Consider the following 14,533-nt stretch of genomic DNA (forward strand, 5'->3'; position numbering starts at 1 on the left):
GTTAGCCTGCTAGCGTCATCCGGGATTGCAGAGGACGCTGCGTATGGCGACAGGTTACGTTTTTCACGAACAGCTGATGTGGCATGACACCGGCTCCAGCGCCGACATGATGCCTCCCGGCCGTTTCGTGGAACCCGGACGGCATCTGGAATCGCCCGGGTCGAAGCGCCGGCTCAACAACCTGATCCAGGTCAGCGGCCTGGGGCGCCATCTGGTGCCGATCATCCCCGAGCCGGTGACGGTCGAGGACCTGCTGCGCGTGCACACGCAGCGCCACGTCGACGATATCAGGACACTGAGCGAGCGCGGTTCGGGCTTCGCTGGGCCGCAGGCGCCGATCGGCCTCAACAGTTTCGACATCGCCCTCTTGTCCGCCGGCACCACCTATGCGGCAATGCGCGCCGTGCTCACTGGCCGTGTCGACAACGCCTATGCGCTGGCACGCCCGCCGGGTCACCATGCAGAGCCCGACCAGGCGATGGGCAACTGCCTGTTCTCCAACATCGGCGTCTCCGTGCGCCGGCTGCAGCACGAGGGCCTGCTCGGCCGCGCGGCGATCGTCGACTGGGACGTGCATCACGGCAACGGCACCGAGACGGTGTTTTATTCCGACCCGTCGGTGCTGACGATTTCGCTGCATCAGGACAATCTCTACCCGACCGGACGCGGCGCGCTGGCCGATAATGGCAAGGATGAAGGTGAAGGCTACAACATCAACATCCCTCTGCCGGCCGGCAGCGGCACCGGCGCATATGAAGCGACCTTCGACCGCATCGTTGCCCCGGCGTTGCGTGCCTTCAAACCGGACCTCGTCATCGTGGCTTCCGGTTTCGATGCGTCGGGCTTCGATCCGCTCGGCCGCATGATGCTCAACAGCGAGTGCTTCCGGCGCCTTGCCGCGCGCATGGTGGCGCTCGCGGCCGAGACGTCACAGGGACGCCTGGTCATGACCCATGAAGGCGGCTATTCCGAAGGCTATGTGCCGTTCTGCGGCCATGCCGTCATCGAGACACTGGCAAACCACCGCACCGAAGTGGCCGATCCCCTGTCGGATCATATCGACGAGTGGGCCGGGCAGGACTTGCAGCCGCATCAGGCCGCGGTGATCGATGCCGCCGAGGGCCTGCTCGCCGGCTTGCGCCAACGCCTCGCAAGTGCTGCCTGACGCGATGGATTTTCTGGTTACCACGCTCCTCAACGCGCTGACGCTGATCAGTATCCTGATGCTGGTCGGGCTCGGGCTGGCGATCAGCTTCGGCCTGATGAACGTGACCAATCTGGCGCATGGCGAGTTCGTCACGGTCGGCGCCTTCGCGGTCTATTTCGTCCAGAGCATCGGCGGCTCCTTCTGGCTGGGGCTGGCCGCCGCCCCCATCGCCGGCGCGGTGGTCGGCTGCCTCCTGGAATTCGCCATCATCCGCCATCTCTATTCGCGGCCGGTCTCGACCGTGCTTGCCACTTGGGGCGTCAGCCTGATCCTGCAGCAAGGGCTGGAACTGACCTTCGGTCTCGGCGCCAAGCCGGTGACGCCGCCGATCGAGGGCACGTTCGACCTCTTCTTCACCGTCTATCCCGCCTACCGGCTGATCCTGATCGCCATCGCCATGCTGACCCTGCTCGGCGTCGTGCTGCTGATCAGCCGGACATCGTTCGGCCTCGACATCCGCACCGTCATCCAGAACCGCGAAATGGCCGAGGGCGTCGGCATCAACACGCGGCGCACCTACGCCATCGCCTTCACCTTCGGCGCGGCCATCGCCGGGCTCGCCGGTGGGCTGGTCGCGCCGCTGGCGATCGTGCTGCCGCAGATGGGCGTCAACTATCTCGCCAATGCCTTCTTCGTCGTCATTGTCGGCGGCGTCGGCTCGATCGGCGGCCTCGTCGCCGGCAGCGTCTTCGTCGGCGGCCTGACCAGCGTGCTCAACTACCAGATCTCGCCGTCGCTGGCGCAGGCGATCGTGCTGCTGGCGGCCATCGTAGCTGTCCGTCTACGGCCGAACGGCCTGTTCAACGGGGCATCACGATGATCGCCCGGGACCGTAACTGGCTGCTGATCTTCGCCGTCTGCGCCGTACTCGCCATCGTCTATCCCTTCTTCGCCGACGGCTATCAGCTGACGGTGATCCGCGATGCGCTGATCTTCGGCCTGTTTGCCGCCAGCCTTGACTTCTTCTGGGGCCGCACGGGCATCCTGTGCTTCGGCCACGCCGCCTTCTTCGGCATCGGCGGCTACATCATGGCGCTCATCACGCTCAATGACGCCATCCCCTTCGGCAGCCTGCTCGGCATCATGAGCGCGGTGGCCGGTGCCGCCTTCGTGGCCGCCGTCATCGGCTACTTCCTGTTCTTTGGCGGCATCCGCGGCAGCTATTTCACCATCGTCACGCTCGCCATGGGCGTCATCTGTCAGCAGGCCGCGATCTCCTGGAGCTCGGTCACCGGCGGCGACAGCGGCTTGATCGGCATCCCGCCGATCGAATTCGATCTTGGCGGGATGCATGTCGATCTCAGCCAGGACTTGCCCAGCTACATCTTTGTTGCATGCATCGTCGCGGTGGTCGTGCTGGCGCTGTGGTCGATCAGCCGTGGCCGCTGGGGCACGGTGCTGACCGCCATCCAGGACAATGAGGTCCGGGCTGCCGCGCTCGGACACAACGCGCCCCTACGGTTGCTCCTCACCTTCGTCCTGTCGGCCGCGATGGCCGGGCTTGCCGGCGCGCTTTATGTCTGCATGGCCGGGCTGGTGGCCCCCGACCTGTCCGGCCTGCTTCTGTCGACCGAAGTCATCGTCTGGGTGGCGGTCGGCGGGCGCGGTACGCTGCTCGGCCCGGTGCTGGGCGCCATCGCCATCCAGCGCGCGCAGCAGACAATCAGCAGCTTCAATCCGAGCCTGTGGCCGCTGCTGCTCGGCTGCGTCTTCGTCATCATCGTCTTCGTGCTGCCGGACGGCATCCTGTCGATCTACGCACGGCTGAAGAGCCTGTTCAAAGGCAGGAGGCAGGCGCAATGAGCGACGTGCTGCTTCAAGCCGAGAATGTCGGCATCCGCTTCGGCGGCCTCCAGGCGCTGGAAGGGTTGAACCTGACGGTGCGCGACAAGGAACTCTGCTGCATCATCGGGCCGAACGGCGCCGGCAAGAGCACCTTCCTCAACGTGCTGACCGGCACGCTTCGCCCGTCCAGCGGCAGCGTGCGCCTCCTCGGCCACGACATTGCCGGCCTGCCGCTGCACCGCATCGCCCGGCTCGGGATCGCGCGAAAATTCCAGATCCCGTCGGTCTTTCCGAACCTCTCGGTCGAAGACAATCTGAAGGTGGCACGGTGGGGTGCGCCCTCGCCGCTTCGCCCGGTCGGCGAATTGCTGGAGCTGGTGGCGCTCACCAATCGAGCCGCCACGCTGGCCGGCGAACTGGCGCATGGCCAGAAGCAATGGCTGGAGATCGGCATGGCGCTGGCGATCGAACCACGGCTGCTGCTGCTCGACGAGCCGACGGCCGGAATGACGCCGCAGGAAACGATGGCGACCGCGCAGATGCTGCTGCGGCTCAAGGGCGAGTTCTCGATTGTCGCCGTCGAGCACGACATACGCTTCGTGCGGGCGCTGAACTGCGAGACGCTGGTGCTGCACCAGGGGCGCCGGCTGCGCAGCGGTCCTTTCCACGACATCGAGGCCGACGAAATGGTCCGCGACGTCTATCTGGGGAGGCGCTGACCATGTTGCGGACATTTGCCGTCTCGGCCGGCTACGGCCCGCTCCCGGTGCTGAACGGCATCGACCTCAGCGTGGCGCCGGGCGAAGTCGTCGGCCTGCTCGGCCGCAATGGTGCCGGCAAGACGACGCTGCTGCGCGTCATCGCCGGCGCTTTGAGGGCCAGTGGCGGCGCCGTGGTTCTCGGCGACCAGGATCTCACCAATGCAGCGGCCTTCCGCCGCGCGCGGGCGGGCATCGCGCATGTGCCGCAAGGCCGGGGCATCTTCAACCAACTCACCGTGCGGCAAAACCTGGAAGTTGGTACGCGTGCCGCCCGTGATCGCGGCGACGGCGGCATCGCGGCCGACATCTTCGGCTATTTTCCGATCCTGCGCGAACGCGAGGCACAGATCGCGGGCACGCTCTCGGGCGGCCAGCAGCAGATGCTGGCGATCGGCCGCGCGCTGTGCGGCCTGCCGTCGGTGCTGCTGCTCGACGAGCCCTCGGAAGGCATCCAGCCGAACATCGTGCAGTCGATCGCCGAACTGGTGCCGCGGATCGCCCGCGAGCGCGGCATCGCGATCGTTCTGGTCGAGCAGAATCTCGATCTCGTTCTCAAGGCGGCGGACCGCTGCCTGGTGATGGAGAAGGGCAGGATCGTGCATGAAGGCACGCCGGAGGCGTTCGCCGACGAGAGCCTGCTGAAGGATTTGTTGGCCCTATGAGGCGCCACTGAAGCGCGCCTGGGACCTGTTGGCTTTGTAAGGCGTGCATGGGGCGCGCCTGGACTGGAAGGGAACACAAAAATGATAAGCAGAAGAACTATCCTGAAATCCGGCGGCGCTGCCGCCGCCTTCGCCATGGTCGGCGCGCCATCGATCCTGCGCGCCGCCGACACCGTCAAGGTCGGCCTGTCGATCCCGATCACCGGCCTGCAGGCGATCCTCGGCGAGACGCTGCTCAATTGCTACAAGCTCGCCGCCGCCGAACTCAACGCCGCCAACGGCATTGGCGGCCGCCAGGTCGAGCTTTTCATCGAGGACAACCAGACCACCACCAAGGGTGCCATCGACAAGGCACGCAAGCTCCTCAACGAGGACAAGGTTGACGTGATCATGGGCACGATCATCTCGCCCGAACGCAGTGCGACGCTGTCGGTGACGTCGAAGGCCAAGAAGCTGTTCTTCTACCCGACCAATTTCGAGGGCGGCGAGTGCAACCGCTATTTCGTCGCCACCGGCCCGATCCCGATGCAGCAGGTCGACCCGATGATGCCGTGGGTGGCCGAGAACCTCGGCAAGACGATCTACATCATGGCCTCGGACTATGCCTGGCCGCAGAAGATGACCGAGGCGATCACGGCTGCCTACGAGAAGGCCGGCGGCAAGATCATCGGCGCCGATTACTATCCGTTCGGCACCACGGATTTCGGCCCGGCCTTCCAGAAGATCAAGTCTCTGAAGCCCGATGTCGTCTGGTCGATGGTGGTCGGCAACGACGCTGTCACCCAGCTCAAGCAGTATCGCAGCTTCGACATCAAGCAGCCGCTGATCGCGCCGCTCGACGAGGTCTTCAACAAGGACGCGCTGCCGCCCGGCGTCGCCGCCGGCACCTATGCGCCGCAGCCTTACTGGATGGCGCTCGACAATCCGGTGAACAAGAAATTCATCTCGAGCTTCCGCGAAAAATTCGGCCAGGAAAAGATGGTCAACGGCATCGGCGAGGCCGGCTACAATGGCCTGCATCTCTATGCGCTGGCCGCCGAGAAGGCCGGATCGCTGAAGGACGACGATGTGCTCAAGGCGCTGCCGACCATCGAGTTCGACGCACCGCAAGGCAAGATCCGCGTCGATGCCTCCAACAACCACACGCTCTGCCATTCCTATGTCGGCAAGGCTGCGGCCGACGGCATCAGCTACGAGATCGTCAAGGATTTCGGCACCATCGCGCCGGTCACGCCCTACTGCAAGGTGTAGGCCCTCGCCCGACCAATCCTGATGGCGGCGTTGCCGCCGCCGTCAGGGCTTCTGTGGCGCCGGCAGCCGCTCGCGCAGTTCGTCGACAAGCACCCTGGTATTTTCGGAATAGTCGATGGGCACGACGACGAGATGCACGCCGCCGCCCGCGAAGGCCTGTTCCAGCGCCGGCCGCAATTGGGCGATCTCGCCGACCCTGGTTCCCCTGGCGCCATAGGCCTCGGCGTATTTAACGAAATCGGGGTTGCCGAAGGTCATGCCGAAATCCGGGAACTCGTCGACCGCCTGCTTCCATCGGATCATGCCATAGGCATGGTCTTCGAGCAGCAGGACGACAAGGTTCAGCTTGAGCCGGACGGCGGTCTCCAGTTCCTGGCTGTTCATCATGAAGCCGCCGTCGCCGCAAATGGCCATGACGCGGCGTTGGGGATAGAGCAGTGCCGCCATCATCGCCGACGGCAAGCCGGCGCCCATGGTGGCCAGCGCATTGTCGAGCAGCAGCGTGTTTGCCATGCGCGTGCGGTAATTGCGCGCGAACCAGATCTTGTACATGCCGTTGTCGAGGGCGAGGATCCCGTCCGCCGGCATCACGGCGCGCACGTCATGCACGATGCGCTGCGGCGTGAAGCGGTCTTCGGTGGCGCGCGCGGCTATGCGGCTCAAGATGCCTTCACGCAGCGGCAGCAAGGCCTGCGCATTGGGGATCCTGCCTTCGACGCGGTCGGCCAGCAGCGCCAGCGAGGGGCCAAGGTCGCCGACGATCTCGGCCTGTGGGAAATACACCTGCTCGACATCGGCTGAGTGATAGCCGACATGGATCACCTTCGGCCCGTTGGTGCCCATGATGAAGGGCGGTTTCTCGACCGTATCGTGGCCGATGGTGATGATCAGATCGGCCTGTTCTATGGCCTCGTGCACATAGTCGCGCTCCGAGAGCGCCGCCGTCCCCATGTAGAGTTCGGTGCCGCCAGGCACGGTGCCCTTGCCCATCTGTGTGGTGAAATAGGGTATCTGTGTGCGCAGCACGAACTGAGCGATATCCGGGGTCACGCGCGGGCGCGACGCCGCCGCGCCGAACATCAACAGCGGGCGCTTCGCCTCCATGATCATCCGGGCAGCCCGATCCAGCGCGTCCGCGCCGGCGATGGGCAGGTCGACCGGATGCGTCGGCACCAGCGCGACCGGATCGCACTGGGCCGCCGCTATGTCTTCCGGCAATTCCAGATGCACCGGACCCGGGCGCTCCTCCTGCGCGACGCGGAAGGCCTCACGCACCAGCGAAGGGATCATCTTGGGCGAGACGATCTGGCGCGACAGCTTGGTCAGCGGCTTCATCGCCGCGACGATATCGACGATCTGGAAGCGCGCCTGCCGCGATGACAGGATGCCCTTCTGGCCGGTGATCATGATCATCGGCATCGCGCCGAGCAGCGCATAGGCCGCGCCGGTCGTCAGGTTGAGCGCGCCGGGGCCCAACGTGGTGATGCACACACCCGGCTTGCCGGTGAGCCTGCCGTAGGTAGCAGCCATGAAGGCCGCCGCCTGCTCGTGGCGGGTCAGGATCAGCTGGATCGAAGAGCGACGAATGGATTCGACGATATCCAGGTTCTCCTCGCCGGGAATGCCGAAAATCCGCTCGACTCCTTCGTTTTCGAGGGCCGCCACGAACAGATCCGAACCCTTGGTCATCAACCGTCTCCTGCAGTGCGCACATTCCGTCAGCCACCTTCATATGGCACCGGAACGCCGCCTCAAAGACCTGAAGCGCGCACTCATTTTGCAGAAGAGACCCGAATCCACGTCTCGCGGGTCAAAGGCGCGTCGAGCAGGCCGCCTTGGGCGATGCAAAGAGCTGCGCCGGCGCGGACCATTGGCTGGCTGGTGCGCCGCGCGTGCCGGTGATCAGCGAGCGCAGTTCCGACAGATAGGTCTGCACGAAGAAGGAGGTCTGGCTTTCCAGCGGCGTATAAGGGCCAGGCCTATAGGCGCGCGACAGGATGCCGTCGGCATTGTCCTCGGTGATCTTCTTGTCCTGTACCGTGGTCACGTCCCACATCCAGCTGATGGCGTCGGCATCGACGTCCTGATCGGCGTCCTTGTCGACGAGCCAAGTCAGGATGACGTCGGTCTCCATGGCATTGCGCGGTATCATCTGGAACAGGGTGACATAGTCGTTGGCAGCGCTGGCGAAGGACAGCCGCCCGAGGCGGAAGCCGCTTTCGCCGCCATCATAGGCGCTGCGGCCGCCCATCAGGCACGAGACCCCCTCGCCCGTGTTGGACAAGGTGTTGCGGCCCGAGCCGATCGGCTTGCGGTGCATGGCGAACGGCATGGTGTCGAGGTCGCCCGGCTGCCATGCGCCCTTGTGGAATTCGGCATCGCCGATGACGCTGTGCCACGCCTCGATTTCATTCTGCCATTCGACCGCCTTGTCGGCATCGCGGGTCGCGGTGACTTTGACATGGCCGTTGACGCGGTAATATTCGGGATGCGCCGGCCGGCAATGGTAGCATTCGAGGAAGTTCTCGAGCACCAGCTTCCAGTTCGCCTTGGTCAGGTAGTTCTTGCGGGCGACAATGCGCGCCTGGTCGAGGCCGTTTTCGCGCAACCCATCCGTCAGCCCCGCCGCGACAGGCTCGATATCGGGCAAGGAATTGGCGTCCAGGCCACAGAACACCAGGCCGCCGAAACATTTCGAGGGCACGCGATGCAGTCCGAGCGCTTCCGGGTCCACGCTTGGCGGAAGATCCTGCCGCGACTGCAGTTCGCCGGTCAGCCTGAACGACCAGGCGTGATAGGGACAGACCAGAAGCTTGCCGCGGCCATCCTTGGTGCAGAGCCGCGAGCCGCGATGGGTGCAGACGTTGTAGTAGGCCGCGATGTCCGCCTCGCCGTCACCGAAGCGCACAACGATGATCTCCTCGTCGAACAACTGACGCACGATGTAGCGCCCTTTCTCGAGCACTTCGCTGGCATGGGCGACAAGCACCCATTGGCGCGGGAACCACAGATCCCGCTCCAGCGCGAAGATGGCCGGGTCTGTATAGAAAGCCTGTTCCAGCGACCAATCCTGACGCTGCCGGTCAATCAGGCGGACAATCTCGTTTCGATCGATGAGCTGGCTGTTCGGTGTGTTGGCCTGCACGGCGAACACCTTTCTGCACGCTGGCGTTAGGATGATGTTTCGATAGAGTTTGCGATGCCAAAACGGTTGCGGCAAATACAGAAATGGTAGACCTTCATATCGAAAAGGCATGAAGGCAGAACCGGGCTCGAATCGTGAAGACCCTCAAGACGTCACTTCCGCTTCTGAACGCCATGGTCGCCTTCGAGGCGGCCGCGCGGCATGGCGGGCTGACACCCGCCGCGCAGGAACTCAACATCGCGCAATCCGCGGTCAGCCGCCACGTCGCCAATCTCGAGAGGCAACTTTCGGTCGAATTGTTCACGCGTCAGGGCAACCGCGTCGCCATCACCGGAGCCGGCATGGCGCTGGCCGAAGCGATCCGCGAAGGGCTGACGACCATCAGGCAAGCGGTGGAGGAGCTGACCGAGCACGACAGCGACACATTCGTCGTCGGCTGCAGCCATGACCTGGCGCAAGCGTGGCTGATGCCCCGCTTCGGCCTGATCACTTCGCTTGTCGCCGAAGGCCGGGTGCTGCTGCAGACATCCAACGACTACAGGGATTTCGACCAGCCTGAAGTGGCACTGTCGATCCGCTTCGGCGAGCCCGAACAATGGCCTGATCTTGTTACCGAAAAGCTGTTCGACGGAGAATGGTATCCCGTCTGCGCGCCAGCTTTCCTGGCCCGGCATCCGGCGCTTGCGACGGAAGAGCCGCAGACTTTCCTTGACGTGCCGCTGCTGCATCAGGCGACGCCGCCCAGGGCGATCGACAGCTGGCAATCGTGGATCGGAACCGACCGCAAGCTCGAGGGGCCCAGGTTCACGAGCTATATGTCGATGATACACGAGACCATCGCCGGGCGCGGCGCGGCGCTGGCCTGGGCCGGCTTCGCCGATGAACAGCTTCGCCGCGGCCAGCTCATTCGTTTGACCAAGGCCTCGCGTCGCCACGCCGGCTCCTTCCACATCGTGACGCGGAAGAATGCCGGTCCGCTGGTCAGGTCGGTGGCGCATGCGCTGCTTGGCAGCGTCGGCACCAGCTGAGGGATCAGGCTTCGCGGCCAAACCTTGAGGCGTCGTGGCGCGCGCCCCAGGCCGGCATGGCGGCCTCGACCTCGGCTTCGGACTTGAAGGCATCGGAAGCGTAACGGTCGACACGGAAGCGTCCGGGCGAGACGAACGGGGCCTGACCGAGGGCGAGTTCGCAGGCGAGCCGGCCAAGGCCCGGGCCATGGGTGACACCGCTCTCATTGTCGCCGCCGGCGATCACGACGTTGTCGCTGCCCGGGACCTTACCGACCACGAGGCTGTTGTCAGGTGTGTAGCACGGCACGCCTTGCGCCCAACTCGCGATCTTCGAACCGCGCAGCGGCGGGAAAATCGTCTGCAATTCCGCAAGCTCTTGCTCGGATGTCGCCTGCATCAGTTCCAGATTGTGCGGCTGACCGGGTTCGATGTCGCTGTCGGCCGTTTTGTAGAGAGGTTGATAGTGCCGCCCGGTGCCCCACATGACAGCGCCGAATGTTTCGCGCAGCCACAGCCGCAACTCGCGGCACTGGACTGTCGGGATCGTTGACGGCAACCCCCTGTTGTCGGTGACGATGCGCGTCGCGACGACCCGCAGCAGCGGCAGCTGCCAGCCAAGGCCCGCGATCACCTGGTTGTTCCAGGCGCCGGCGGCAACGATCGCGCCATCGGCCTCAATGCTGCCCTGGTCGGTTTCGATCGTCACCCGGTCACCCGCATCCTGGATGGCGGTGACGCGCGTCCCGTTGCGGAAGACACCGCCAAGCTCGCCGATCTGGCCGGTGAGCACCTTCATCGCCAGGCTGGTATCCAGCTGGATGCCGTGCGGGTTGTAAGCCGCCGAGTGCACGCGCGCCGGATCGATCAGGCCTTGCATCTTCTGGCCGATCCGCGCGGCGTTCAGATCCTGCATTTCCGGCGGCGCGTAGGGAGAGTCCAGCACCGGACGCACGAAGCGCTCGCGTCCATCCTCGGTCAGCGCCATGATCAAGGTGCCGTTCGGCCGGTAGCCGATCTCGACGCCGACCTCGTGCAGCCGGCGATAGAAATCGAGCCCATACTGCTGCAGCTGAAAGCCTTCCTCGCCGAGCGGGATCATGCCCGCGGACCAGTGGGAGACGAACCCCGCACCGGCGCCGGTGGTCGCCGCGCCCGGCTGACCCGCATCGATGATGGTCACCCGGCGCACGCCGGACCGCAGCAGATGCACGGCCGCGCTGCAGCCGATGATGCCACCGCCGATCACGGCGATATGCCGGTTGCCGCCTCCGGTGTGGTTGCCGTTTGTGCTCATCTCTTCTGTTCTCCCTTCACTGATAGCCCGGTCCCGCCCCGGCGGGGCCGATATGTCTTTCCAGCCACCACAGGATGCGCGCGGCGCTGTCGATGTATTCGGGGTAACCGCGCAGGCTGTGCCCAGCCTTCGGATAGATGACGAGAGCGCTCGGCGCTCCGGACCTCAGGGCCGCGAAATGGCATTCCTCGGCCTGTCCCGGCGGTGTGCTCTTGTCGATGGCGCCGGCCATGATCAGCGACGGCACGATCTTCTTCTGCCTGTGGAACGCGGGGCTCCGCGAAAAATACTCGCCGCCGGGTTGCCACGGCGACGTCGTCAGCATGATCTCGTCAAATTCAGGGATTTGCGATGTGCGGTGCTGGCTATACCAGTCACCAACCGGAGAGATCGGCACCGCCGCGGCGAAGCGGTCGCTCTGCGAGGGCAGCCAGGCTGACATGAAGCCGCCATAGCTGGTGCCGGTGACGGCGACGCGCGCGGCATCGACCAGCCCGCGCGCGACCAGCGCGTCTACCCCGCTGATGATGTCCTGTGCGTCGGCGCCGCCCATGTCGCCCTTGACGGCACGGGCAAAGTCGTCGCCGCGCCCGGTGCTGCCACGCGGATTCGGGAACAGGACCATCCAGCCACGGCTGGCAAGAATGGCGCCGGCCCGCGAGCGGCCAAGCCAGCGGTTGCGGTGCGCCGAAACCGGCCCGCCATGAACGTCCACCAGGAGCGGCGTCGGGGCCGTCGCGCCAGACGGCCGCACCAGCCAGCCCTGGATCGTCAGCCCGTCCGGCGCCGGCCATTCGAAGGGCTCGACCATACCGCAGGCGGCCATCGCCTTGGCGGCACCGGGCGCGGCCAGCGAGGCCAGTTCAACAATGGAGCCATCCGTCTCTTCGGCCAGGAACGGCGCGCGCGACCAGGATTCGGCGATGAACAGCGAGCCCCTGTCCCCGATCGGGTGAGACGCGGGCACCCACTCGCCATGGGTGAGTTCGCGCGACGCCCAATGTTGCGTCGCGACCGCACGGTCGAGCGAGAAATCGCCGCTCACGGTTTCTGGGCCACCAGCACCGGCAAAATGGATGACCGTTGCCGAACGCCATTCGACCGATGTCACATCGATGCCCGGCGTGTCGGCAATTACAACCGCACCGGTTTTCAGATCGAGAATGGAAAGCAGACCCGCGACCAGCCCGCGATCGCTGCAGAATGCCTGGACGAAGGCGACCTTGTCGCCGCCCGGACCGCCCCTGACGCAGCCGATCTGGTCCTTTGGCGTGTGGATCGTCCGCGCGGAGCCCGAGCCGGCATCGACCAGCGCCAGATGCGCCCTGTACCAGCTGCCCTCGCTGTGATCGTCGCTGACCAGGGCAACAATACTGCCGTTGCCGGACCAGCTCGCTTCCCAGACGTTCAGCGGCGGGGCGGTGAGCGGGCGGGCGGCACCCTCGATATCCCAGATCCATATGCGGCGCCAAAGGTCCTCGCCCTCGCCCAGCCGAACCTCGGGCAGCCAGGCAACGGCTTCCGCCTGTTGTTTCTGGGCATAGCCGCCGTGGATACCGGCAAGGTCGGCCGCGGTTCCGGCAACCACCAGAAGAAGTTTCTTGCCGTCCGGCGACCAGTCGAGCTGTTCGATGCGCCCTTGCAAGGCGGCGCTCGCGACAACGACACTGTCGGACCATATCTCGATCAGGTCCGTCGCGGGACCGTCACCCTGGCAGGCGAATGCCAGCCGCGCCCCGTCAGGCGACAAACGGATCTGCCGCGCTTCCCTTTCGCTCAGACGTTTGAGCGGACCGCCACCGCGTGCGACCTGGTAGAGCCTGCTCGCGGGTCCATCCTCGATCGTTCCTTCGAAACTCTGGCCGATGAAATGGAGTTGTCCCGCGCCATGATGGCCGCACAGCGAGCGGCCGCCGAAGACGTGGCCGGGGGCGCCAAGAAGATCGCTGTAGAAGCCATGGACGGCTTCGAATTCCGCCGAGGAGCGAAAATCCCGTTGCATCGGATACCCTCATAATCATGCGCTGCGGACACCACCGCGCGGAGCCGCGCCGCACTGACCTGATGGCAACGACGGCGACCATACAGGCTCAATCGGAGCTGTCTAGACACATGTGTCTGTGGCCTGATAGTTGATAGGCGCTGCATCTGGATCATGCGACCGGAACGCTGATTGATCCGGCGTTCCGAGATGTTGGTACTGCCGAGAGAGCGAGGAAAAAGTGACCGTTTCGAATGCCGCCCGGGCAATTTTTGACAGTGAAATCATTTGGGACGCGCATTCCGGCTTCATGCCGGATCCGGCGGCGGACCTGAACAATCTGCAGATCTGGCGCGATGCCGGCATCGACTATCTGTCGATCGACGTCGGCTTCGATCTGTTGCCCTGGGAGCAGACCGTCAGGACGCTGGCGAATTTCCGCCACTGGATCCTTTCCAATTCCCAGCATTACACCCTCGTCTCCTCGGTCGCGGAAATCCGCAAGGCCAAGGCCGAGGGCAAACTCGCGATCACGTTCGACATAGAGGGCATGAACGCGCTCGACGGCCGCATCGAGATGGTGGAGTTCTACCACCAGCTCGGCGTGCGCCAGATCCTGTTTGCGTACAACAGGAACAATCTTGCCGGCGGCGGCTGCCACGACGTCGAGACCGGCCTGACAGCGTTCGGCCGCGAGGTCATCGACGAGATGAACCGTCTCGGCATGTTTGTCGACGTCACCCATACCGGCTACCGCACTTCAATGGAGGTCATGGAGTATTCCAACCGGCCGGTCATCTTCTCGCACTCCAACCCCAAGGCGCTTTGCGGTCACGGCCGCAACATCACCGACGATCAGATCAAGGCCTGCGCACGCACCGGCGGCATTGTCGCGATCGTCGGGCTCAATCGTTTCCTCGGCGAAGGCCGGACGGATTCGGAGAGGCTGGCCGACCACATCGAATATCTCGTCGATCTGATCGGCCCGCGCCATGTCGGCATAGGGCTGGACTACGCCTTCCCGGTCGACGTCAAGGGTATCGACCGCATCATCTCCGACAACCCGCAATTCTGGCCCAAGAACGAATATCCCGAAGGTGCCACGACCTACTCGGCCCCTGGCCAGATGCGCGAACTGGCCGAGGTGCTGCTGCGCCGTGGCCAATCGGAGCATGCGGTGCGCGACATCATGGGCGGCAATTTCATGCGGCTCGCGAGCGAGATCTGGAAGTAGTCGAGAACACGGGCTGCGCTTCAGCTCTTGCTTCCGCCGACCGGCGGGCCAGCTTGCCAGGGGCCGACCGCATTCGCCCCGCCCGGAGTGCCGGCAGGGCGGATCGGATATCGGAATTTTGCGCAAGACGCGCCATATCCAAGATCTGAACATGCCAGCAAATTTCGCTAGACATACATGTCTATCCCTAGCAGTTTTAGCTG

At 64.7% G+C, this 14,533-nt stretch carries 12 protein-coding genes; 8 read left to right on the top strand and 4 right to left on the bottom strand.

Annotated features, from left to right (window positions below):
• The first annotated feature begins 43 nt into the window (after positions 1-43).
• The 6 genes from EB230_RS27190 (at position 44) to EB230_RS27215 (ending at position 5,666) form a co-directional block, all read left to right on the top strand.
• Entirely contained in the window at positions 44-1,165 is a 1,122-nt protein-coding gene (locus tag EB230_RS27190) for a class II histone deacetylase (protein ID WP_172374277.1), read from the top strand.
• Positions 1,166-1,169: 4 nt separating this feature from the next.
• Entirely contained in the window at positions 1,170-2,027 is an 858-nt protein-coding gene (gene urtB / locus EB230_RS27195; protein WP_056565717.1) for an urea ABC transporter permease subunit UrtB, read from the top strand.
• Positions 2,024-3,010, top strand: a complete 987-nt coding sequence (locus EB230_RS27200) for a branched-chain amino acid ABC transporter permease (protein WP_172374278.1) — start codon at positions 2,024-2,026, stop codon at positions 3,008-3,010. Before urtB ends, EB230_RS27200 begins: the two co-directional genes overlap by 4 nt.
• Entirely contained in the window at positions 3,007-3,711 is a 705-nt protein-coding gene (locus EB230_RS27205; RefSeq protein WP_172374279.1) for an ATP-binding cassette domain-containing protein, read from the top strand. Before EB230_RS27200 ends, EB230_RS27205 begins: the two co-directional genes overlap by 4 nt.
• Before the next feature lie 2 nt (positions 3,712-3,713).
• A complete protein-coding gene (locus tag EB230_RS27210; RefSeq protein WP_056564660.1) occupies positions 3,714-4,415 on the top strand; it encodes an ABC transporter ATP-binding protein in 702 nt (233 codons plus the stop codon).
• Between the two features lie 81 nt (positions 4,416-4,496).
• Positions 4,497-5,666 (top strand): substrate-binding protein, encoded by a 1,170-nt coding sequence (locus tag EB230_RS27215; RefSeq protein ID WP_172351599.1) that lies wholly within the window; start codon positions 4,497-4,499, stop codon positions 5,664-5,666.
• Between the two features lie 42 nt (positions 5,667-5,708).
• Here the strand turns inward: EB230_RS27215 and EB230_RS27220 are convergent, their stop codons facing one another.
• Complete coding sequence (locus EB230_RS27220; protein WP_172374280.1) at positions 5,709-7,355, bottom strand: acetolactate synthase large subunit; 1,647 nt, start codon at positions 7,353-7,355, stop codon at positions 5,709-5,711.
• Positions 7,356-7,476: 121 nt separating this feature from the next.
• A complete protein-coding gene (locus EB230_RS27225; protein WP_172374281.1) occupies positions 7,477-8,811 on the bottom strand; it encodes an aromatic ring-hydroxylating dioxygenase subunit alpha in 1,335 nt (444 codons plus the stop codon).
• A 134-nt stretch (positions 8,812-8,945) separates the two neighbouring features.
• Between EB230_RS27225 and EB230_RS27230 the strand changes: the two genes are divergently transcribed.
• Positions 8,946-9,839, top strand: a complete 894-nt coding sequence (locus tag EB230_RS27230) for a LysR family transcriptional regulator (protein WP_065004927.1) — start codon at positions 8,946-8,948, stop codon at positions 9,837-9,839.
• Positions 9,840-9,843: 4 nt separating this feature from the next.
• Here the strand turns inward: EB230_RS27230 and EB230_RS27235 are convergent, their stop codons facing one another.
• Complete coding sequence (locus EB230_RS27235) at positions 9,844-11,115, bottom strand: FAD-binding oxidoreductase (protein ID WP_172374282.1); 1,272 nt, start codon at positions 11,113-11,115, stop codon at positions 9,844-9,846.
• Positions 11,116-11,131: 16 nt separating this feature from the next.
• Positions 11,132-13,117, bottom strand: coding sequence for a S9 family peptidase (locus EB230_RS27240; protein ID WP_172374283.1), 1,986 nt, complete (start codon positions 13,115-13,117; stop codon positions 11,132-11,134).
• A gap of 220 nt (positions 13,118-13,337) precedes the next feature.
• Here EB230_RS27240 and EB230_RS27245 point away from each other — a divergent pair, with 220 nt between their 5' ends.
• Positions 13,338-14,330, top strand: coding sequence for a membrane dipeptidase (locus tag EB230_RS27245; RefSeq protein ID WP_081294663.1), 993 nt, complete (start codon positions 13,338-13,340; stop codon positions 14,328-14,330).
• Positions 14,331-14,533: the final 203 nt, after the last annotated feature.

The organism is Mesorhizobium sp. NZP2234, from assembly GCF_013170765.1.
Lineage (GTDB): Bacteria > Pseudomonadota > Alphaproteobacteria > Rhizobiales > Rhizobiaceae > Mesorhizobium > Mesorhizobium loti_D.

Bases quoted from the DNA above. Each gene is read 5' to 3' on its own strand.
- EB230_RS27240 (WP_172374283.1), bottom strand. From the start codon at position 13,117: ATGCAACGGGATTTTCGCTCCTCGGCGGAATTCGAAGCCGTCCATGGC.
- EB230_RS27205 (WP_172374279.1), top strand. From the start codon at position 3,007: ATGAGCGACGTGCTGCTTCAAGCCGAGAATGTCGGCATCCGCTTCGGC.
- EB230_RS27215 (WP_172351599.1), top strand. From the start codon at position 4,497: ATGATAAGCAGAAGAACTATCCTGAAATCCGGCGGCGCTGCCGCCGCC.
- EB230_RS27200 (WP_172374278.1), top strand. From the start codon at position 2,024: ATGATCGCCCGGGACCGTAACTGGCTGCTGATCTTCGCCGTCTGCGCC.
- urtB (WP_056565717.1), top strand. From the start codon at position 1,170: ATGGATTTTCTGGTTACCACGCTCCTCAACGCGCTGACGCTGATCAGT.
- EB230_RS27220 (WP_172374280.1), bottom strand. From the start codon at position 7,355: ATGACCAAGGGTTCGGATCTGTTCGTGGCGGCCCTCGAAAACGAAGGA.
- EB230_RS27210 (WP_056564660.1), top strand. From the start codon at position 3,714: ATGTTGCGGACATTTGCCGTCTCGGCCGGCTACGGCCCGCTCCCGGTG.
- EB230_RS27235 (WP_172374282.1), bottom strand. From the start codon at position 11,115: ATGAGCACAAACGGCAACCACACCGGAGGCGGCAACCGGCATATCGCC.
- EB230_RS27190 (WP_172374277.1), top strand. From the start codon at position 44: ATGGCGACAGGTTACGTTTTTCACGAACAGCTGATGTGGCATGACACC.